Source organism: Streptomyces sp. NPDC093261, from assembly GCF_044753645.1.
GTDB lineage: Bacteria > Actinomycetota > Actinomycetes > Streptomycetales > Streptomycetaceae > Streptomyces.
Genome location: NZ_JBIVNO010000017.1, coordinates 48,358 through 68,721 on the forward strand (window position 1 = coordinate 48,358; position 20,364 = coordinate 68,721).

Consider the following 20,364-nt stretch of genomic DNA (forward strand, 5'->3'; position numbering starts at 1 on the left):
TGCCCCCACCTCTGCTCACGCGGGCTCTCGCGAAGATGCCGGACAGCCGAACAGCCCGGTCGGTCCACCGTAGCGTGCGCGGACGCCGCTGGTTGACCGGAGTCCGCAGGCCGTCAACTGCCCGTCCCGGTACGGCCCCAGTCCGGGCCCGCCTTGTCCCATGCCTGGTCCCAGCGGGCGTACCGGCGCCGGAGCATGCGCCAGACGATCAGGCGGCGGCCGGCCTCTATCAGCCCGGCGGCCATCGCCGCCGCGCCGAATCCGGCCAGCACGGCGTGCATCGTCGCGGTGGCACGGTCCAGCGGGCGGGCCACTATGCGGCCGTAGTCGTCGGTCCAGAGCGCGAACTGGTCGCCCCGGTGCGGGGAGTCGAGGTCGGCCAGGACCGTGCCGCGCCGGGCGGTGCCGTCGGGGGCGGTCCAGTCGGCGAGGACACGGCTCTGTCTCTGCCGTGCCGCGGGGGATTCCGGATCCGGCTCCAGCGGGGCACGGTTGAGCCGTCTGACGACCGTGGCCGCCACCTGGTGGTGGGTGCGCTGCTGGGCCCGCACGGACCGCTGCAGGGAGTTCTGGGCGACCGTCCCGATCACGGCGCCCGCCACCGGCGCGGCGACGAGGACCAGTACCAGGGTGATCAGCGCCAGCCAGGCCTCGACCAGATCGGTCGTACGGCGCAGCGGATTGCGCCGCCAGCGCCACAGGCCGCCGATTGCTCGCACGTCCCGCACCCCCTTCCGCCTCCGTCATAACCCCCCCGACCGCCCGTTCATGTGCGGAACCGGTGAAGAGAGAGCCATATCACCCCTCTTCCGCCTCACCGGTCTCTCATGAACGTCTCACGCACACTCAACGACCGCGTCGGCTGCCCGGGTTCCCACCGACGGGACGAATCGTGGACCCCGCTCGGCCGGTGAGACGCGGGGTCTCCCGGTCCGGCGGCCGCGTCGGGATGCGGGGGAGGGGCGGAGGGACGGACGGCTGGGTGGGGACACGGCCGGGGAATGGGGGTTCGTCGGGGAGGGGAGACGGGGCAAGGGGGCCGCCGGGCCGCCCGGCGCCCTGCTCACCAGGGGATCGTGGCGCGCCTCATCCGAGAATCTCGACCGGATCCCCGATGCTGACCGTCCCGCGCTTCAGCGGCACCAGATTCTGGCCGAAGATCAGCCGGCCGTCGATGCGCCGATGGCGGCCGAGGGTCCGCAGGGGCTCCTTGCCGCGCTCGGCGGTGGTCTGGTCCGTGGTCGTCACCACGCAGCGCCCGCACATCTTGGCGATCCGGAACTCGACCTCGCCGATCGCGATCCGCTCCCAGTCGTCCTCGGCCCAGGGTGCCGTTCCGGACACGACGACGTTCGGCCGGAACCGGTTCATGGGCAGCGGGCCCTCGTCGGGATGATCACCCTGTGCGATCAGGGAGTTGAGGGCGTCCAGGGAGGCGAGCGTGGTGAGCAGCAGCGGAAAGCCGTCGGCCAGGCTGACGGTCTCGCCCGGGCGCCCGTACGGCGGGTCGATGGGGCGGCGGTGCGCGGGGTCGTCGAGATGGACGAGGGTCACCCGTTCGCCGAGGTACGCGCTGAACCACTCGCTTGCCCCGGGGGCGGCCGGCACCGTCTCGATCTTCTCTCCCGCCCACCGCGCCGTCGTCGTGCCGGCCGGCTCGGGGACGGACACGCTCAGCGGCCCCCGGCCGGAGGCGGACACCCGGACGCCGCCGTCGGGCAGGGACTCGGCGGCGGCCAGCGCGAGGCGTGGCTGCTCGCGTTGGGTCACGACCCTGCCCGTCTCGTCGATGAGTGCCCAGCGCCGGTCCCCGGACAGCCCCCATGGCTCCACCACGGCCTCGTGGAGCCGCTGGCCCCGCAATGCCTTGACCGGGTGGACGTGAATCGAGTGCAGCGCTGGTGTCGGCATGAGGCCATCGTGCCATTTGCGCACCGACGGCCTCACGCCACGCGGTGGATCAGTATCCGCGGTACTGCTGCCCGTTGTTGTACGGGTCCTGGTACGCCGCCGGGGCGGGGCGCGGTGCCGCGGGGCGCATCGCCTCGTAGCCGGTGGGAGCGGCCATCGGGCGCGGCTGCTGCATCTGCTGCGGGCCCGGATAGCCGCGCGGACCCGCCTGCTGCGGGATGTACGCGGTTGGAGCCTGCTGCATCGGCATGGGCTGCGGAACCTGGGGGTAGCCGTAGGCCGGGGCATGGGAGGGGCCGGCCGGCAGCGCGGGAAGCGCCGACGGCAGTGCGGGCAGGTTGCTGCCCGGCGTCTCGTACGCGGAGGGGACCCGGATCGGAGCGATCTGCGGGGTGCCCCGCTCGGCGACGAGCCTGTCGTAGATCGGAGTGTCCGGGAAGGGCGACGCGGAGTAGTAGCCGCCGCCATAGGTGGAGCGGGGGGAGGTCATGGCACATAAGTTAAGCCCACGATGTGCTGGTTGGGGAGACCGATAAGAGGGTTGTTTTCCGTGCCCGGGGTGACGCGGGATCCCCAATGCGAGCGAACTTGTCAAAAAAGGGCAGCACTCGGGGTTTGGATCGCGTAAAGGCCGAGTTCCAGGCGGGTTACCGGCGGTTGACCATCGCTCTTCGGCGCCGGTGATGGGAGTTCGGGGCCCGGGAGAATAGGTTGTCCGGAACGGATGCGACGGCCCGCCCGGATCCCTTCCCCGGCGGCGCGACAGGTGATGGGGGCGGACATGTCAATGTCGAAAGGATCCAACCTCCGGGTGCCGACAACGGCTCTGCGTGTCGAATTGGGCTGGCGTTCCGGACCGGGCGTCCCCGACGCGGACGCCTCGGCGCTGCTGCTGGTCTCCGGGAAGGTCCGCGGCGACGGCGACTTCGTCTTCTACAACCAGCCGGCCCACTCCTCCGGCGCGGTGCGTCACGAGGGCAAGCGGGATCTGGGCGGCCAGGTGACCGATGCTCTCCTCATCGACCTCGCGCGCGTGGAGCCCGCGATCGAGACCGTGGTGCTCGCCGCCTCCGCCGACGGTGGGACGTTCGGGCAGGTGCCCGGCCTGTACATCCGGGTGCTCGACGCCGGGCGGGGTACGGAGGTGGCGCGCTTCGACCCCACCGCGACCGTGGAGACGGCGTTCGTGCTCGGGGAGTTCTACCGTCGTCAGGGCGCCTGGAAGTTCCGTGCCGTCGGACAGGGCTACGACAGCGGACTCGAGGGGCTGGCCACCGACTACGGGATCACGGTGGACGAGCCGCCGCAGGCTCCACGGCCCACCGGGCCCGCACCCACGCCCCCCACGCCGGCGGTCACCGCGCCGCTCCCGCCCGTCGCCCCGCCCTCCCCGGTGACCGCTCCGGCTTCCACGGGCGCGTACGGGACGCCGCTCCCGCCCCCGAACCCGCCGTCCGTCCCGTCCAGTCCGGTCCGCCTCACCAAGGTCACGCTCACCAAGCAGGCCCCGTCGGTCTCGCTGGCCAAGCAGGGCGGCACCTCCGGTGTCCTGCGGGTGAACCTCAACTGGCAGACGCGTAAACAGTTCTCGGGATGGGGCGGCAAGCACGGCCGGGCGGTGGCCCGGCACTCGGACCTCGACCTGGACCTGTGCGCCCTCTACGAGCTGTCCGACGGCAGCAAGGGAGTCGTCCAGGCCCTCGGCAACGCCTTCGGGTCGCTGCACCGGCCGCCGTACATCCATCTCGACGGCGACGACCGCACCGGCGCCGTGGAGACCGGCGAGAACCTCACCGTCAACCTCGACCACAAGCAGAGCCTCCGGCGCATCCTCGTCTTCGTCACCATCTACGAGGGCGCCCGCTCCTTCGCCGACCTGCACGCCACGGTCACACTCCGGCCGCAGCACGGCGCACCCATCGAGTTCTCCCTCGACGAGTGCACGGTGCCCTCGACCGTGTGCGCCCTCGCTCTCCTCACGAACAGCGGCGGCGACCTGGTCGTCCAGCGCGAGGCCCGCTACCTGGTCCCCGAGCGGGGGGTGAGCCCCCAGCGCACCATCGACCGCGCCTACGGGTGGGGCATGAACTGGACCCCCGGCAGGAAGTGACCGGCCCGTCCGCCCGCCTCACCGCTCTTCGAACGCCGCGTCGGGGCGGGCATAGGTGCGGCCCTTCCAAGCCGCACCGCGCCCCCGGTAGTGCTGCACCGCCGAATCGACCGTCATCAGGAGATACAGAAAGGCGGTGACCGGCAGCAGCACCGAGAGCCACAGCGGTTGCCGGTAGTAACGCAGCATCGGGATGTACGTCGCCGTCATCACCAGCTTCGCGAGACCGCCGACCACCATCACGGCCGTGTTCCCGCTGACGACTCCCGCCACGATCGTCAGGGACGGCACCAGGTAGACGACGGTGAGCCCGAGCACCGTGCCGAGGAGCAGCAGCGGACTGTGCCGCAACTGCGCATACGCGCTGCGTGAGACCATCCGCCACAGGTCGTGCAGCCGAGGATAGGGACGCACGCTGTCGACCCGGTCGGCGAGCCCCAGCCAGATATGGCCGCCGCCGGCCTTGACCGCCCGCGCGAGCGCCACGTCGTCGATCACCGCTCCCCGGATGGCGTCGGGGATGCGCGCCCGCTCGGCTGCCTCGGTACGCAGCAGTACACAGCCGCCCGCGGCCGCCGCCGTCCGGGATCCCTTCACCGCGATCCACCGGAAGGGGTACAGCTGCGCGAAGAAGTACACGAAGGCGGGCACGACGAGCCGCTCCCAGACACTGTCCACCCGGAGCCGGGCCATCTGCGACACCAGATCGAAACCGCCGGTGCGTGCCGCCGCCACCAACTCCCGCAGGCTGTCGGGCGCATGCGCGATGTCGGCATCCGTCAGAAGCAGGTATGCGGGGGTACGTGCGCGTGCGAGGGCGATTCCGTGCCGTACGGCCCACAGCTTGCCCGTCCAGCCCATGGGTGGCTCACCGGGGGAGTCGACCGTGAGCGGCAGCCCGCCGTGCCGCTCGGCCAGCGCGCGGGCCAGCTCTCCGGTGCCGTCCGAGCTGCCGTCATCGACGAGGATGACCTCGGCCCGTCCGGGATAGTCCTGTGCGAGCAACGACGGAAGGCTCTGGGGCAGGACCGCCGCCTCGTCCCGCGCCGGTACGACGACACAGACGGACGGCCAGGACTCCGGCTCCCGCCGCGGCGGCAACCGTAGATCCGTACGCCAGAAGAAACCGTGGCCGAGCAGCAGCCACAACCAGGAGGCCAACGACACGACGGCGATCCACACAAGGGCAGTCACCCGTCGCAGTCTGCCCCATGAGGGGGTCCGTGGGGGCCCATCGTCTATGGTTGCGGGGTGAAGATCGCGCTGATGGACTCAGGAATCGGACTGCTGCCGGCCGCCGCCGCGGTGCGCCGTCTGCGGCCTGACGCAGATCTCGTGCTCTCGCTGGACCCCGACGGGATGCCCTGGGGGCCGCGCACTCCCGAGGATGTCACCCAGCGGGCCGTGGCCGTCGCCGAGGCCGCCGCCGCACGGCGGCCCGACGCCCTGATCGTCGGCTGCAACACCGCGTCGGTGCACGCCCTGCCCGCCCTGCGTGCCCTGCTCGAACCCGGACTGCCGGTCATCGGCACGGTCCCGGCGATCAAGCCGGCCGCGGCGGGCGGCGGACCGGTCGCCATCTGGGCCACGCCCGCCACCACCGGCAGCCCCTACCAGCGCGGTCTGATCCAGGAGTTCGCGGACGGAGTGGACGTCACCGAAGTCCCCTGCCCCGGGCTCGCGGACGCCGTGGAGAAGGCGGACGACGCGGCGATCGACGCGGCCATCGCCGCGGCCGCGGCGCGCACACCGGCCGAGGTGACCACCGTGGTCCTGGGCTGCACCCACTACGAACTGGTCGCCGAGCGGATCCGCGCCGCCGTCCAGCAGCCCGGCCGGCCCCCGCTCGTCCTGCACGGCTCCGCCGGCGCCGTCGCCGCGCAGGCACTGCGCCGCATCGGTGCCGGCGTGGCTCCGCAGGCCCCCGCGGGAACCGGTGTGACGGTGCTGCTCAGCGGACGCGAGGGTGGTCTGCCGGCCGCGGCGCTGGCGTACGACGAGGGCAAGCTCCTTCAGTCGGTCAGCACGGCGGGCTGAAAAGCCGGCCCCGAGCCCGGTCGTCACCCGGACCGGTGACGCTGTGCAACACCATGCCCGCGCTCCGAAACATGGGTACTCTCGAGGCATGAGGGACCACCTCGACCGTGACAGGGCCCCGCAGTCCGAGGTCTGGACCGGACGCGCGACGAACCGTGCCCAGTGGCTCGCGGCGCTCGGCGGTGCCGCCTGCATGGCGCTCGGTATCGAACTGGCCGTCGACTCGGCATGGTCGTCCGGCATCCTCCCGCTGGTCATGTCCGTCGTGGGCTGCATCGCGGCCGGTCTGCTGGTCCTCTTCGGCACGCTCGCGTTCGTGCATGTCGCGGTGAAGGTCGACAAGGAGTGTCTCGAGGTGCGCTGCGGCCACATCGGTCTGCCGCGTCGCCGCATCCCCCTCTCCCTCGTCGCCGGAGCCGAATTCGCCCCCCGGGTCACTCCGCGCCAGTGGGGCGGCTGGGGCTACCGCTGGCGCCCCGAGAAGGGCACGGCCGTGATCGTACGGCGTGGTGAGGGCGTCGTGCTGCGTCTGTGGGACGGGCACACCTTCACGATCACCGTGGACAACGCCGAGTCCGCGGTACGGGTCATCCGGGCCCGGCTGCACCCGAGCCTGCCCGGCGCCACGCACTGAGTCCCTCGCCCTCCCCTCACTCCTTATTTACTACGTCGTTTACCAAGCCGTATTCACTACGTCGTCTACCAAGCCGTACGCGGATCGCTGCGCCCTGTACAGAGCGATTCCGGGCGCCCCGTTGCGCGGCGCGGCGGCGGTCATCGCGGCGGTGCGCTCCTCCCGGCCGGTCGTGCGGCCCCCACGCCGTCCCACAGGGGGCGTGCCGTCGCAATCCCGGCCAGCAGGCTCGCGCTCACCGTCACCGAGGTGAAGCTCAGCGCGTCGCCGGCCGACGCGATCACCGCCAGCGCCGTCAGGGCCGCGCCCGCCGTGAGGGCGATCGGCGTGGGTCTCCGGGTGCGCCAGAGGGCGTGGAGGAACCAGCAGAAGACCGCCGCGAGCAGTGCCACCCCGATCAGACCCTGTTCCGCGGCCTGCTGCAGGGATGCGGAATGGGGCTTGTCGTCGGGCAGGAGCGACTGCGCGGACCCGGGGCTCAGCTCGCCGAAGCGTCCGGGACCCGCCCCGATCGCCGGATGTTGCCGGACCAGGGTGAGCGCGTCGTGCCACAGCAGAACGCGGTGGCCGCCGAACTGGTCCTCGAGGGCCGTCAAGGGGCCGCCGGGCGTGACGTTCCCGGCCATCGCCCAGGTCGCCGTGGTCCCCGCCGTCACCACGAGGGCGAAGGCGGCCAGCACCCTGGTGCGGTGGCGTGTCCGGTCAGCGGCGAGCGAGTACAGCAGTACGCCGAGGGACGCCGCCGCGCCCACCGTCGAGCCCAGCGCCCCCGCGACCCCCGCCATCCCCGCGACCGACAGACGGAGCGCGAACCGCGACGCCGGGTCCCGGGCCGCCCATGCCGCGCAGCACGCCGCTCGAGGAAAGCGTCAGCAGCGCGGCGACCGCACCGGTGTGGCCGAGCGGGACGAGGAACTCCGGGTCCGGCGCCGCGTGCGATGCGGCGACCGCGAACGCGACTCCGCAGAAGGCGCCCACGGCCGGTGCGGTGACCGGCAGCAGAGCCCCGAGGATGCGCCCGGAGGAGTAGCCGGCGGCGACCGCCAGCACCGCGAGCAGGACGCCCTCCGGCCGCCCGCCGTGCGCGGCGGCCGTGATGAGCGACCAGGCCGCGCACGCGCCGAGCAGCAGGACGCCCGTCGCATCCGAAACGTTTCGTCTTTCGTCTTCCGCATCCGCGGCCCCGGCCGCGGACTCCGTTCCCGTGGATCCCACTCCGCCGCCCCCCTGAGCCGGCCCCCACCGTCCCGGCCCGTGTCCGGCTGCACGTCACAGGCTCGCGCACACCGTAACGGCTGATGCGCCGGTTTGTGGACGAGCTGCGTATGAACGTTGTTGCCCAGGGGCGGAGCAAAACGGTCGAAGAGCGGGCGTATGTCACAGGGTTCGGGGCGGACCGAGCTGTCCGGTGTCCGGTTACGCGCCGTACACTCCCCGGGTGACCGTCACCGCAACCCCCGTGGGCGAGCCGGAACAGCTCGAACCCCAGGCCGCACCCGCACCCCGCGGTGTCCGCCGGGCAAAGCACCTCCTTCCGACCGCCGCAGCCGCGCTCTCCGGAGTGCTGCTCTACGTCAGCTTTCCGCCCCGGAGCCTGTGGTGGCTGGCCCTCCCGGCCTTCGCCCTCTTCGGCTGGATCCTGCGCGGCCGCACCTGGAAGGCGGGCCTCGGCCTCGGTTATCTGTTCGGCCTCGGCTTTCTGCTGCCGCTGCTGGTGTGGACCGGCGTGGAGGTCGGTCCCGGCCCCTGGGTCGCGCTCGTCGCGGTGGAGGCCGTCTTCATCGCGCTCGTCGGTGCGGGCATCGCGCTGGTCTCCCGGCTGCCGGCCTGGCCGCTGTGGGCGGCCGCCCTATGGATCGCGGGAGAGGCGGCACGCGCGCGTGCGCCCTTCGGCGGCTTCCCCTGGGGAAAGATCGCCTTCGGTCAGGCGGACGGTGTCTTCCTGCCGCTCGCGGCCGTCGGCGGCACCCCGGTGCTCGGCTTCGCCGTCGTATTGTGCGGCTTCGGTCTCTGCGAGATCGTGCGCGTCGTCGTGGACGCACGGCGCAACGCGGGCGTCCTGCGGCGCGGAGCGGCCGTCGCGGCCCTGCTGAGCATCGCGGCTCCCGTGGTGGGCGCGGTCGCCGCGCGCTCCCTGGTCAGCGACAAGGCCGAGAACGGCACCACGACCGTCGCCGTCGTCCAGGGCAACGTGCCGCGCTCGGGCCTCGAGTTCAACGCCCAGCGGCGCGCCGTTCTCGACTACCACGCGCGTGAGACCGAGCGGCTGGCCGAGAAGGTCAAGGCGGGCAAGGCCCCGCGGCCCGACCTGGTGCTCTGGCCGGAGAACTCCTCCGACATAGACCCCTTCGCCAACGCCGATGCCGCCGCGGTCATCACCGGCGCCGCCCAGGCGATCGGCGCACCCATCTCGGTGGGCGGTGTCGTCGAGCGGGACGGCAAGCTCTACAACGAGCAGATCCTGTGGGACCCGCACAAGGGCCCGGTCGACACCTACGACAAGCGGCAGGTCCAGCCGTTCGGCGAGTACCTCCCGCTGCGCCCGCTGCTCGGCGCCATCAACAAGAACTGGACGTCGATGGTGCGTCAGGACTTCAGCCGGGGACGCAAGCCGGGCGTGTTCGCCATGGCGGACGCCAAGGTCGGGCTCGTCACCTGCTACGAGGCCGCCTTCGACTGGACGGTGCGCTCCACCGTCACGGACGGCGCCCAGCTGATCTCGGTGCCCAGCAACAACGCGACCTTCGATCGCAGCGAGATGACCTACCAGCAGCTCGCCATGTCCCGGGTGCGCGCGGTCGAGCACAGCCGGACCGTCACCGTCCCGGTGACCAGCGGCGTCAGCGCGGTCATCATGCCGGACGGGAAGATCACCCAGCGGACCGGGATGTTCGTGGCCGACTCGCTCGTCCAGAAGGTGCCGCTGCGTTCCTCCGAGACCCCCGCCACGCGGCTCGGCACCCTGCCGGAGGGCCTGCTCGTGCTCGTCGCGGTCGGCGGGCTCGGCTGGGCGGTGACGTCGGCGGTGCGTGGTCGCCGTGACCGCGTCGTCCAGGACGTCCGGCCCGGGGATCCGGAGGTCTCGGAACCGGCCCGGTAGGGTCCCCCCATGGCCACTCCCGACTTCATCAGGACCATCCGCGCCTCCGCGGGCCATCAGATGCTCTGGCTTCCCGGCGTCACCGCCGTGGTCTTCGACGACGACGGCAGGGTCCTGCTGGGGCGCCGGGCCGACAACGGGCAGTGGTCGGTCATCGGAGGCATACCGGAGCCGGGGGAGCAGCCCGCCGCCTGCGCCGTGCGGGAGGTGTACGAGGAGACGGCCGTGCGGTGTGTCGCCGAGCGGGTCGTCCTTGTCCAGGCGCTGGCTCCGGTGACCTACGCGAATGGCGACAGGTGCCAGTACATGGACATCACGTTCCGCTGCCGTGCCATCGGCGGCGAGGCGCGGGTCAACGACGACGAGTCGCTGGACGTGGGCTGGTTCGCGGTGGACGCGCTGCCGGAGCTGAACGAGTTCGCGCTGCTGCGGATCAAGCAGGCACTGTCGGAAGCACCCACATGGTTTGACCCTACTAATCTGCTGTGAAGTATGGGGGTTGACCATATGCGGCGGGGGAGGAGCCCTGCCTAGGGTTGACACATGACCGAGCCCCGCCCCCTGTTGGCCCCCCACACTCCCTCGCTCGATCTCGGCGGCCGCACCGCCCTCGTCACCGGAGCCGCCGGCGGCATCGGCCGCGCCTGTGCGCTACGGCTGGCGGCCGCCGGGGCCAAGGTGAGAGCGGTCGACCGGGACGCCGCCGGTCTTGACGCCCTCACCGACGCGGCCGACGGGCTCCCGGGCAGCGTCGAGCCGCACGTCCTCGACCTCACCGACCTGGACGCGGCCGAACGCGCCGCCGCCGGCACCGATGTCCTCGTCAACAACGCCGGACTCCAACTGGTACGGCCGCTGGAGGAGTTCCCGCCCGATGTCTTCCACACCGTGCTCACAGTGATGCTCGAGGCGCCGTTCCGGCTCATCCGCGGGGCACTGCCCCACATGTACGCCCAAGGCTGGGGCCGTATCGTCAACGTGTCGTCGGTCCACGGCCTGCGCGCCTCCGCCTTCAAGTCGGCGTACGTCGCCGCCAAGCACGGCCTCGAGGGCCTCTCGAAGACCGCGGCCCTGGAAGGCGCCCCCCACGGTGTCACGTCGAACTGCGTCAACCCCGCCTATGTGCGCACGCCGCTCGTGGAGAAGCAGCTCGCGGACCAGGCGAGGGCGCACGGAATCCCCGAGGAGCGCGTCCTGACCGAGGTGCTGCTCCAGGACACGGCGGTCAAGCGGCTCATCGAACCGGGGGAGGTCGCCGAGGCCGTGGCCTATCTCTGCAGCCCAGCGGCCTCCGTCATCACCGGTACCTCGCTGGTCCTCGACGGCGGCTGGACGGCCCACTGAGCGGGAACATGCCAGAAGTTGTCCACAGGACCGGTCGCCTCGGCCCGGCGGTGGGCCATCCTGAGGGCATGTCACGCGATCACGCACAGTCCGCGGCACGCCTCGCCACCCATGCCGAGGCCCCGTTCCTGGAACTCCTGGCCCGGCGCGCGTCGGCCGACGCCTACGAGCAGCCGGTGCTGCTCGCCCGGGCCGAGGGCCTGCCGCCCGAGCACATCGACGCGCTCGACGAGGCCAAGCGGCTCGCGCTGCACGTGCGTGCGGAGCTGGAGGGCAGACGCCGCCGGGAGGCGGAGCTGTCCGCGCTCTTCGAGACCGCCCACGACCTTGCCGGCCTGCGTGATCTCGACGCCGTGCTCCAGGCGATCGCCCAGCGCGCCAGGTCGCTGCTGAGCACCGACGTCGCCTATCTGACACTGCACGACGAGGCGGCCGGCGACACCTATATGCGGGTCACGGAGGGTTCGGTCGCCGCACGGTTCCAGCAGCTGCGCCTCGGCATGGGCGAGGGACTCGGAGGACTCGTCGCCCAGACCGCCCGCCCTTATGTGACACCCGACTACTTCCATGACGCCCGCTTCCAGCACACACGGACGATCGACACCGGCGTCCGTGACGAGGGACTCGTGGCGATCCTCGGCGTACCCCTGATGATCGGTGCGCAGGTCATCGGGGTGCTGTTCGCCGCCGACCGGCGCGCCCGGGTCTTCGAGCGGGAGGAGATCGCCCTCCTCGGCTCGTTCGCCGCGCTGGCCGCCGCGGCCATCGACACCGCGAACCTGCTCACCGAGACCCGTTCGGCCCTCGACCGGCTGGCGAGCGCCAACGAGATCATCCGTGACCGCAGCTCGGTCATCGAGCGTGCCTCGGACGTCCACGACCGGCTCGCCGAACTCGTGCTGCGCGGCGGCGGGGTCCACGACGTGGCCGCGGCGGTCTCCCAGGTCCTCGACGGCACGGTCGAGTTCGCCGAGGCGGACGCCGCCCCCGCCTCGGCGCTGGAAGCCTCCCGCGCCGAGGGCCATGCCGTGCGGCACGCGGACGACTGGGTCGCCGCCGTGGCGGCCGGCGGCGAACTGCTCGGTGCGCTGGTTCTGCGCGGCCATCCGCGGCTCGACCCCGTCGACCAGCGCACCCTGGAGCGCGCCGCGATGGTGACCTCCCTGCTGCTGCTCGCCCGACGCTCGGCAGCGGAGGCCGAACAACGCGTCCGCGGCGAGCTGTTGGACGACCTCCTCGACGCCCGTGACCGTGACCCGCGTGTGCTGCGCGAGCGGGCCGCGCGGCTGAGCGCCGATCTCGACGCCACGCATGTGCTGCTCGCCGCCCGCCTCGACGGCACGGCGGCCGACGCCGATCAGGAGGCCGCCGCCCGCCGCCGCCTCGGGTCCGCCGCCTCCCACCTCGCGGCCACCCGGCATGGGCTCGCCGCCGTGCGCGACGGCGGTACGGTCCTGCTGCTGCCCCTGGAACCCGGCGCCACCGCGACGCACCTCGCCCGCCGTACCGCCCGGCAGTTGCGCACCGCCGTCCACGAGGCGGTCACCGTCGGCGCCTCCGCACCCTTCGAGGACGTCGCGGCCCGCCCGGACAGAGTGTCCGCGGCCTACACGGAGGCGCAGCGCTGCCTGGAGGCCCTTCGTCTGCTGGGGCGGCCGGGCGACGGTGCCGCGGCCGAGGACTTCGGCTTCCTGGGACTGCTGCTCGCCGGGGACAGAGACATCTCCGGGTACGTCGAGCGCACGATCGGCCAGGTCGTCGACTACGACGCACGGCGCGGCACCGATCTCGTGCGCACCCTCGACGCCTACTTCGACTCCGGGATGAGCCCGGCACGCACCAAGGACCGGCTGCATGTCCATGTGAACACGGTGGCGCAGCGCCTGGAGCGGGTCAGCCGGCTGCTCGGCGACGACTGGCAGAGCCCGGCCCGGGCCCTGGAGATACAACTGGCCCTCCGGCTGCACCGGTTGTCGTCGCCCCGGCGCTGACCTTGAGCCGTGGCCGCGGCACGGCACGCCCGGCGGAGCGGACACCGTCAACCGGCCGAGCGAAGCCGGACGCACAGCGGCCCCGGGCGCCGCAACGCCCGGGACCGGCAGGAGAGATGGGGGATCAGACGGTACGGGCGTTCGCCTGCCGGGTCTCCCCGGACGCGGTGTCAGCCGAGTCCTCCACCCGGGCCAGATCGCGGTGGCGTGTCTCCTTCGCGACGCCCACCGCGACCAGGGTCAGCACGGACGCCGCGATCACATACAGGGCGATCGGCGTCGAACTGCCGTAGTCCGACAGCAGCGCGGTGGCGATGAGCGGGGCCGGGGCACCGGCGGCCACGGAGGCGAACTGGGCACCGATGGACGCCCCCGAGTACCGCATACGGGTGGCGAACATCTCGGAGAAGAACGCCGCCTGGGGCGCGTACATCGCCCCGTGCAGCACCAGGCCCACGGTCACGGCGAGGACGAGGTCGCCGAACCCGCCCGTGTCGATGAGCGAGAAGAACGGGAACATCCACAGGCCGACTCCGGCTGCGCCCAGCAGATAGACGGGACGGCGGCCGATCCTGTCCGACAGTGCGCCCCACGCCGGGATGACGGCGAAGTGCACGGCGGAGGCGATGAGTACGGCATTGAGAGCGGTCTGCTTGGACACACCGGCCGACGTGGTGGCGTAGACGAGGATGAAGGCGGTGATCACGTAGTAGCTGATGTTCTCCGCCATCCGCGCGCCCATCGCGACCAGGATGTCCCGCCAGTGGTGACGCAGGACGGACACCAGCGGCGGCTTCTCCGCGTCGGTCTCGCTGGCCGCCTTCCGGGCCTCGGCTTGCGCCAACGCCTGCTGGAAAACGGGCGATTCATCGACAGAGAGACGAATCCACAAGCCGATGATCACCAGCACTCCGGAGAGAAGGAACGGTATGCGCCATCCCCAGGACCCGAACGCGCTGTCGGAGAGCACGGCGGTCAGCAGGGACAGCACACCCGTGGCAAGGAGCTGCCCGGCCGGCGCGCCGGTCTGCGGCCAGGAGGCCCAGAAGCCGCGCCGCCGCGCGTCACCGTGCTCCGATACGAGCAGCACGGCGCCGCCCCACTCACCGCCGAGTGCGAACCCCTGCACCAGCCGCAGGAGGGTGAGCAGCACGGGGGCGGCGGTGCCGACGGTCGCGTGCGTGGGCAGCAGACCGATGGCGAACGTCGCCCCGCCCATCATCAGCAGGCTGAGCACCAGCAGCCTCTTGCGCCCGAGCCGGTCACCGTAGTGCCCGAAGACCAGAGCACCGAGCGGACGGGCCGCGAAGCCCACCGCATACGTCAGGAACGACAGAAGGGTGCCGACCAGCGGGTCGGAGTCCGGGAAGAACAGCTTGTTGAAGACGAGTGCGGCAGCGGACCCGTACAGGAAGAAGTCGTACCACTCGATGGTGGTGCCGATGAGGCTGGCCGCGACGATTCTGGGGAGGCTGGCGGGGGGTGGGGGAGCGGTGGTTCCGGAGGCCATGTGCGCCACTTCCTCGTGTGCGGTGGGGACGGGTACGTGTCGGCACACGGTAGGAAGATGCAGGTCAGGGGCACATGTGGTGGGGCACCATAGTTCGAGGGTTGGCTATGCGTGTGGCCACCATGCCGGCTCGCGACAGGGTGATTCAGGGCCTCGCAGGTGGTCGAAACGACTGCCGTCCGGGACGCGTAGTTCGAGGTGATTTGACGGTGCGGTGCCGACTCCCGTGCCGGTTTGGTGCTGACTAAAAGCCCACGGCATCACCCGTCTTCACCTCTCCCGTGCTGACTTGCGGCGGACTAGGGAGCGTAGAGGTCCGGCATGAGTCGCAGATCGGGCGCCGTAAAACTGTCGGGGCAGGGGCCGACCGGCCCCGGCACACCTGATGGACGACGGCTCAGGTGGGTGGGCCCGAGGCTTAGCGCCCGGTGAGGAGCACCGGTGGGCCGAGCTGCCGGACGGCGGCGTGCGAGGCCTGGGTCAGCGCGCCGTGCGTCATGGTGAGAGCCTGGGCCCGCGTCTGTTCGCTGTCCAGGCGCAGCGGTCCACCGATGTGTACGTGAAGTCGTGGGCGGCGCAGGGGAGCGGTGAGCAGTCCGGCCGCCTGTTCGAGGGGGCTGCCGGATGCCAGGGCGCGGGCTCCGGTCTGGCCCACGGGCACGATCTGGGCGCCGGTGGCGTGCGCGAGGTGGAAGAGGCCTGGATGGAAGGGCCGGGGCGGGGCCTCGCGGACGCCCTTGCGATGCGGGAGCCCGCCTTCCGGGTAGAGCAGGACGGACCGGCCCGCGGTCAGTGCGGCTTGGGCTTCTCGGAGTGCCAGGGCGGCTCGTGGGTCGTGTCGGTGAACCGGGATGTGCCCCTCCCGCGTGAGGAGACGGCCGAGCACGGGGATGCGCCACAGCCCTGCGGCTGCCAGCACGATGGGCTCGGTGCCGAGGCGGCGCAGGGCGGCGAGGACGATCACGGGGTCGCTGAGGGAGGTGTGGTTGGCGATGATGCTGCTGCCCGCAATCGGTCCAGGACCGACTTCCGTGGTGACGTCCAGGCGGCCGAAGACTGGCGGCACTACGGCGTCTGCGAGGTGACTGAGCACGACAGCGCCCCCCAGGGTGGCGGCAACCGATAGCTGCCCTTGTCGTTGCCGCGGGGGCGAGCACTCCTTGATCACCTCATGCCGGGCGTGCCGCTCCGGTCGGCCGGCCCGGCCGGTTGTGAAACCCCGTCAACCCGCCCTGACCGACTGGCGGCTCGACCTGCTTGGTTGGCCGGGTAATCGACGTGCTGCCTCCTCGTCAGCAGACTGAGGCCACTCCATCCTGGATGGCGGCGACGCCCTGGAGGAAAGGCGGAGTTCGGCCAGTTGACCGTCTGGTCGGGCGCGCTGTTTCGGGCACCCGACCAGGTCCTGCCTCGGTTACAGATACGGGCGTGTGATCAGCTCAATCGCGTGACCGGCGGGGTCTTTGAAGTACACGCCTCGACCGCCGTGCTCGTTGTTGATCTCGCCTGGGCGGCGCATCTGCGGGTCGGCCCAGTGCTCGATGTCGCGATCACACAGCCGCCGATACGCGCGATCGAACAGCTCGTCGTCGAGCAAGAATGCGTAGTGCTGCATCTGGATCTCCACCGGCGGCTCGGCGAACTGCAGTAGCACGCCGTCGGTGAGCTGGATGTTGGTGAATGGGCCCCAGGACGGCGCTTCTGAGAGTTCCAACAACTCCCGGAAGAACCGAGCCGACTCGTTGCGGTCCTTGGCAGCGATGATGGTGTGGTTGAACGTGGCTGTCATTCGGCTGACCTCGTTGTTGTTCGACACGGAAAACGGACTCGCGGTGCGCGAGTGCCGGGAGGTCCGCGTGCCGAACTGAGGGGGTGCGTTCTTTGCACCCACCGTGCGATCAGCCCTCCACCGGGTGGCCAATCTGTGCGTGGCGTAGCGCCGGTCCGGTGTTCACGTCGGGTGACCCTACTTGATCGGACTGACTGCCACAACAGGGAAGCGATCGGCGGCGGTTCGTCAGGCGGCCTTGGCAACGAGACCGCCCTACCCACCGAACTCACGCGACTACTTGCGCTGGCAGCACAAGATGGAGAAGGTCCAGGAGAAATTCCCGGGATACGTGGGGATCGAACGCTTCAGGCCGGTCCCGGGGATCGAGGAGAACTGGGTCGTCGTCTTCCGGTTCGACACCCGTGAACATCTTGAGAACTGGCTCAGCTCCGAGGCGCGCAGGAAGCTGCTCGAGGAGGGACGTGATGCGGTTGGCTCCTACGAGGTGCGCCGAGTCGGCTCGGCATTCAGCGGATGGTTCGGCGCCGAAGGTGAAACCGACAAAGGGGCCGTTCCCCCCGACTGGAAACAGGCCATGGCCGTGTTCCTGGCTATCTATCCGACCGTCGTTCTCCTTTCGCGGACGGTGAACAACGCACTCTTGGCTGCCGGATTCCCCACATTCGCCATGCTCTTCATCAGCAACATTGTCAGCGTCCTCCTCCTGACCTGGGTGTTGATGCCGATGGTCAACCGACTCCTGCGGTTCTGGCTGGCCCCCGCACCGACAGCCAGGGCACGTACTGATGTGCTGGGCGCTGTGGTGGTCGCAGTCAGCTGCCTGGTGCTCCTGGCACTGGCACCTCTCGCATGGAAGTACTGACCTATAGGGGCGTGTCTCACTGCGTAAACTGGCGAAGCTCACCGCGGACACAACACACTGCCTGGATCGTTGAGTCGGCTGGGCTTGACTCAATCGTCGGCGACGCGACCCCATTCCGCTCAGCGACGCCCCGCCGCAGGGCCCGGGCGAGTGCTGTCGGCGACGAACACCTCGATCTTCCGGGCCGAACCCGGCCACCTGACGATCCTGAACACCGGCTTCCTGCGCAAGGCGGGGTGTCGGAGGAGCGCATCACGGCCGTCTCCTCGTGGCAGGACGCCCCGTACTCCAGCGACGCCGAACGTGCCGCCCTCGCGTTGGTGGAGGCCACGCTCCAGCCCGCGCCGCGCGGTAAGGAGCGCGTTTCCGACGAACTGTACGCCGAGGTGGCGAAGCACTACGACCAAAAGGCGCTGGCCACCCTCACCATCGCGATCGGCCAGATCAGCTTCTTCATCGCGCTGGCCGTCATCGGCAAGCCGCAGCCGGTCAGCTCTCTCGCGGACGAGCAGTGGGACTGACCTGATCCGTCCACCGCGCAGGCGCGATCTGTCGGCTTCTCAGTGGCCGGCACTGGCCCCGAATGAGGTGACCTGTGAGGCCGTCCGTTCATGGGCGGTCTCACGAGTTGGCGGGTGCCCTTCGCTCGCCGGGAGCAGGCGCGGCTACGCGAGCCGACGGCGCTCATGCGGGTGTTCAGTGTCCTGCTCGCCGGCCTCGACCAGCGGTCGGACGAGTGGGGTGCGCCGGAGGCGTCGGCCGTTTCAGCTCAGCTCGAAGGAGAGCGACGGTGGTCTCGCCGTCGACTTCGTCGAGTGCTGACTGACGCCCGCACCGCGGCGCGTCACAGCGTCGCGGTCGTCCCCTCACCGGACGCGCTGCCCGCGAGCCACTGGTCCCATCCCAGGTTGAAGTCGGCGTAGCCGTTGTCGGCTGAGGCCTTGGCACGGGGCGAGCCGGTGATGGTGACGGGGTCGCCCTGCTTGACCTGGCCGTAGAACCACTTGGCGTCCGACATGGACAGGTGGACACAGCCGTGCGAGCCGCGAGCGCTGCCGCTGCCCGGGTAGGGGTCGCCGGTCGAGTAGTGCACGTACGTGCCGGACTCGGTCAGGTGGACGTCCCAGGGCAGCGTCAGGTCGTAGAAGTTGGGACTGCCCTTGTCGCAACTGATGCCAACACTGCAGGAGGTCATGTGGACCTTCTCCTGCTTGTCGATGACGGCCATTGTGCCGTTCCACGTCGGATACTGAGCGCTGCCCGCATTGATCGACAGGGTGCGCACCACCGCGCCGTTCCGGGTCACCTTCATGGTGTGGCCGGTCACCGAGACGTCCGCGCGCACGTCGTCGCCGATCGTGAAGGTGTGCGTGTAGCTGCGCACGCCGTAGCGTCCGTTGCCGTTACTGACACCGTTCATATCGGCGTCGATCTTCACCTTCGTGCCGGAGGGCCAGTACGTCTTCGGGCGCCAGTCGGCGCGCCTGTCGCCGAACCAGTGCCAGGCGCCGGCCACTGGCTGCGAGGCGCTCACCTTCATGTGCTTCTCCACCGTGGCCCGAGCCTTTTCCGCCACAGGGTTCGTGAAGATCATCGAGATCGGCATGGCCACACCGACCGTGGTTCCCGTCTGCGGGGTGATCGTGTCCAGAAGCATTGGCGGGCCTGCTGGCTTCGTCGGTGACGGGGAGGCGCTCGCACTCGGCTTGCCCGACGCCTTTGCGTCGTTCCCGCCCGCCTTGTCACTGCCACCCCCGCCGCAGGCACTCGCGCCCACCAGCATCGCAGCCGTGACGAGTGCGATCCCTATGCTGCCCTGGCGCCGCCCCACGACCTACCCCGCTCTCTCGCTGTTCAGCCCTGCCGGGCCCGACTGTCTGTCAGACAGAGAGAAGGGGCCAGCAGTTGCCTGCGCCGAGTAAAACGTGTCTCAAAACTTTGTGCGCATCCTGGACTCTGTTGCTGAATTGCCCGCAGAGGGTACGGGGCGATTGGCGTCATCGTTGGTGCGGTCGTTCTGTCTGCCCCGGCCGCAGGTTGGGCCGTGACGCCGTTCCACCAGGGCCGTTCGGCTCTTGGCACGGGCAGCGAGGGCGAAAGACTGGGACGGTAGGCAAATCGACGGAGTCAGGAGGCCGCCGTGAACGAGCACGAGAACCTCTCCGCGGAGGCCGAGGCCCGGCAGGATGTGCCCTCCCGCCCCTGGAGCTCCGGCGAAACAGCACGGCAGGACACGCTGCTCCGCTACCTGGGTGCCGTGGCCACCGCCGCCGCCAAGCATGCAGGTACAGAAGCGCAGGCTCCGACAACTGTGCCGAGCGCTACGGCCCGCCCCACACCTCCGTCCGTCCCGCCCACGCAGTCCGCAGCCGCGCCCGAACAGGGACTGCCCCTGGTACGGGATGTGATGGACGTGCCCGCCGCCTCCCTGCGCGAAGACCTGCCGTACCGCGACATCGCCCGCTCGCTGGCGCGCGAGCACGTCGGCGCGCTCCCGGTAGTGGATGCCGAGGACCATGTGGTCGGCATCGTCTCGGAGTCCGATCTGCTGGCCAAGGTCGCCTTCGAGGCATCCGGTCACCGGCCCGGCCGTATCGGCAGGCTGCGTGAGCGCCGGATCCATGGCAAGGCCCGTGGCGACCTGGCCGCCGACCTGATGACAAGTCCAGCGATCACCGTGCTCCCGGGCGCGACCGTTGCCGAGGCGGCCTGGCTTGCCGCGCTGTCCCGGCTGAAGCGGATGCCTGTCACCGACCGCGATGGCCGCCTGGTGGGCGTTGTGCGCCGTGATGCGCTCCTGCAGTCGCTCATCAGGGACGACGCCGGTATCCGGGCGGAGGTAGAGGCAACGATCGCAGCGTGCTGCTCACCGGGTGACCGGGAAAACGTGGAAGCGGCCGTGCACGACGGCATTGTGGAGCTGACCGGCCGGATGCCCTCGCCGGCACTGGCCCGGTTGGTGGCGGAGGTGGAAGAGATCGCCGACGTCGTAGAGGTGAAGAATCTGCTCACCGCCGTCTGATCCCGGCCGCTCCCAACGGGAAGAACGATCCTTCACTTCGTGCGGGCCGGT

At 70.8% G+C, this 20,364-nt stretch carries 17 protein-coding genes and 2 pseudogenes; 10 read left to right on the forward strand and 9 right to left on the reverse strand.

All coding sequences use genetic code 11. The features are described from left to right. Positions 1–113 precede the first annotated feature (113 nt). From ACIP94_RS28925 to ACIP94_RS28935, 3 genes are all read right to left on the reverse strand, one after another. A complete protein-coding gene (locus ACIP94_RS28925) occupies positions 114–719 on the reverse strand; it encodes a hypothetical protein (RefSeq protein ID WP_402431883.1) in 606 nt (201 codons plus the stop codon). 367 nt (positions 720–1,086) lie between these two features. Next, positions 1,087–1,911 (reverse strand): MOSC domain-containing protein, encoded by an 825-nt coding sequence (locus ACIP94_RS28930; protein WP_402431886.1) that lies wholly within the window; start codon positions 1,909–1,911, stop codon positions 1,087–1,089. A 49-nt stretch (positions 1,912–1,960) separates the two neighbouring features. Further along, positions 1,961–2,401, reverse strand: coding sequence for a DUF6643 family protein (locus tag ACIP94_RS28935; protein ID WP_402431889.1), 441 nt, complete (start codon positions 2,399–2,401; stop codon positions 1,961–1,963). Positions 2,402–2,698: 297 nt separating this feature from the next. On the opposite strand from ACIP94_RS28935, the gene ACIP94_RS28940 reads away from it, so the two are divergent. Beyond that, on the forward strand, positions 2,699–4,021 hold the full coding sequence (locus ACIP94_RS28940; protein ID WP_402431892.1) for a TerD family protein: 1,323 nt from the start codon (positions 2,699–2,701) through the stop codon (positions 4,019–4,021). 18 nt (positions 4,022–4,039) lie between these two features. Here ACIP94_RS28940 and ACIP94_RS28945 read toward each other — a convergent pair whose 3' ends face one another. Continuing rightward, complete coding sequence (locus tag ACIP94_RS28945) at positions 4,040–5,215, reverse strand: glycosyltransferase (protein ID WP_402431895.1); 1,176 nt, start codon at positions 5,213–5,215, stop codon at positions 4,040–4,042. Positions 5,216–5,272: 57 nt separating this feature from the next. Between ACIP94_RS28945 and ACIP94_RS28950 the strand changes: the two genes are divergently transcribed. Beyond that, complete coding sequence (locus tag ACIP94_RS28950) at positions 5,273–6,058, forward strand: glutamate racemase (protein WP_402431898.1); 786 nt, start codon at positions 5,273–5,275, stop codon at positions 6,056–6,058. Positions 6,059–6,146: 88 nt separating this feature from the next. Then, positions 6,147–6,692, forward strand: a complete 546-nt coding sequence (locus ACIP94_RS28955) for a hypothetical protein (protein WP_402431901.1) — start codon at positions 6,147–6,149, stop codon at positions 6,690–6,692. 140 nt (positions 6,693–6,832) lie between these two features. On the opposite strand, the pseudogene ACIP94_RS28960 reads toward ACIP94_RS28955, so the two are convergent. Continuing rightward, positions 6,833–7,823, reverse strand: a pseudogene (locus tag ACIP94_RS28960) (O-antigen ligase family protein). A gap of 307 nt (positions 7,824–8,130) precedes the next feature. Here ACIP94_RS28960 and lnt point away from each other — a divergent pair. From lnt to ACIP94_RS28980, 4 genes are all read left to right on the forward strand, one after another. Further along, positions 8,131–9,792 carry an apolipoprotein N-acyltransferase gene (lnt, locus tag ACIP94_RS28965; RefSeq protein ID WP_402431904.1) on the forward strand — a complete coding sequence of 554 codons (1,662 nt, stop codon included), beginning with the start codon at positions 8,131–8,133 and terminating at the stop codon, positions 9,790–9,792. A 9-nt stretch (positions 9,793–9,801) separates the two neighbouring features. After that, a complete protein-coding gene (locus ACIP94_RS28970) occupies positions 9,802–10,281 on the forward strand; it encodes an NUDIX hydrolase (RefSeq protein ID WP_402431906.1) in 480 nt (159 codons plus the stop codon). A gap of 54 nt (positions 10,282–10,335) precedes the next feature. Further along, positions 10,336–11,136: a 3-hydroxybutyrate dehydrogenase gene (locus ACIP94_RS28975; RefSeq protein WP_402431908.1), complete on the forward strand. Its 801-nt coding sequence runs from the start codon at positions 10,336–10,338 to the stop codon at positions 11,134–11,136. 68 nt (positions 11,137–11,204) lie between these two features. Then, positions 11,205–13,127: a helix-turn-helix domain-containing protein gene (locus tag ACIP94_RS28980; RefSeq protein ID WP_402431912.1), complete on the forward strand. Its 1,923-nt coding sequence runs from the start codon at positions 11,205–11,207 to the stop codon at positions 13,125–13,127. Positions 13,128–13,251: 124 nt separating this feature from the next. On the opposite strand, the gene ACIP94_RS28985 is transcribed toward ACIP94_RS28980, so the two are convergent. The 3 genes from ACIP94_RS28985 to ACIP94_RS28995 all read right to left on the reverse strand — a co-directional run bounded on the left by ACIP94_RS28985 (position 13,252) and on the right by ACIP94_RS28995 (position 16,426). Further along, entirely contained in the window at positions 13,252–14,637 is a 1,386-nt protein-coding gene (locus tag ACIP94_RS28985) for an MFS transporter (protein WP_402431915.1), read from the reverse strand. 418 nt (positions 14,638–15,055) lie between these two features. After that, a complete protein-coding gene (locus ACIP94_RS28990; protein WP_402431918.1) occupies positions 15,056–15,730 on the reverse strand; it encodes a lysophospholipid acyltransferase family protein in 675 nt (224 codons plus the stop codon). Between the two features lie 321 nt (positions 15,731–16,051). Next, a complete protein-coding gene (locus ACIP94_RS28995) occupies positions 16,052–16,426 on the reverse strand; it encodes a VOC family protein (RefSeq protein ID WP_031487478.1) in 375 nt (124 codons plus the stop codon). Positions 16,427–16,706: 280 nt separating this feature from the next. Between ACIP94_RS28995 and ACIP94_RS29000 the strand changes: the two genes are divergently transcribed. Continuing rightward, positions 16,707–17,291: an antibiotic biosynthesis monooxygenase gene (locus ACIP94_RS29000; protein ID WP_402432197.1), complete on the forward strand. Its 585-nt coding sequence runs from the start codon at positions 16,707–16,709 to the stop codon at positions 17,289–17,291. Positions 17,292–17,486: 195 nt separating this feature from the next. Continuing rightward, a pseudogene (locus tag ACIP94_RS29005) lies at positions 17,487–17,812 on the forward strand (carboxymuconolactone decarboxylase family protein); the annotation flags it as partial. 323 nt (positions 17,813–18,135) lie between these two features. Here ACIP94_RS29005 and ACIP94_RS29010 read toward each other — a convergent pair. After that, positions 18,136–19,074, reverse strand: coding sequence for an Ig-like domain-containing protein (locus tag ACIP94_RS29010; RefSeq protein ID WP_402432200.1), 939 nt, complete (start codon positions 19,072–19,074; stop codon positions 18,136–18,138). 357 nt (positions 19,075–19,431) lie between these two features. Between ACIP94_RS29010 and ACIP94_RS29015 the strand changes: the two genes are divergently transcribed. Continuing rightward, entirely contained in the window at positions 19,432–20,313 is an 882-nt protein-coding gene (locus ACIP94_RS29015) for a CBS domain-containing protein (RefSeq protein ID WP_402431921.1), read from the forward strand. Positions 20,314–20,364: the final 51 nt, after the last annotated feature.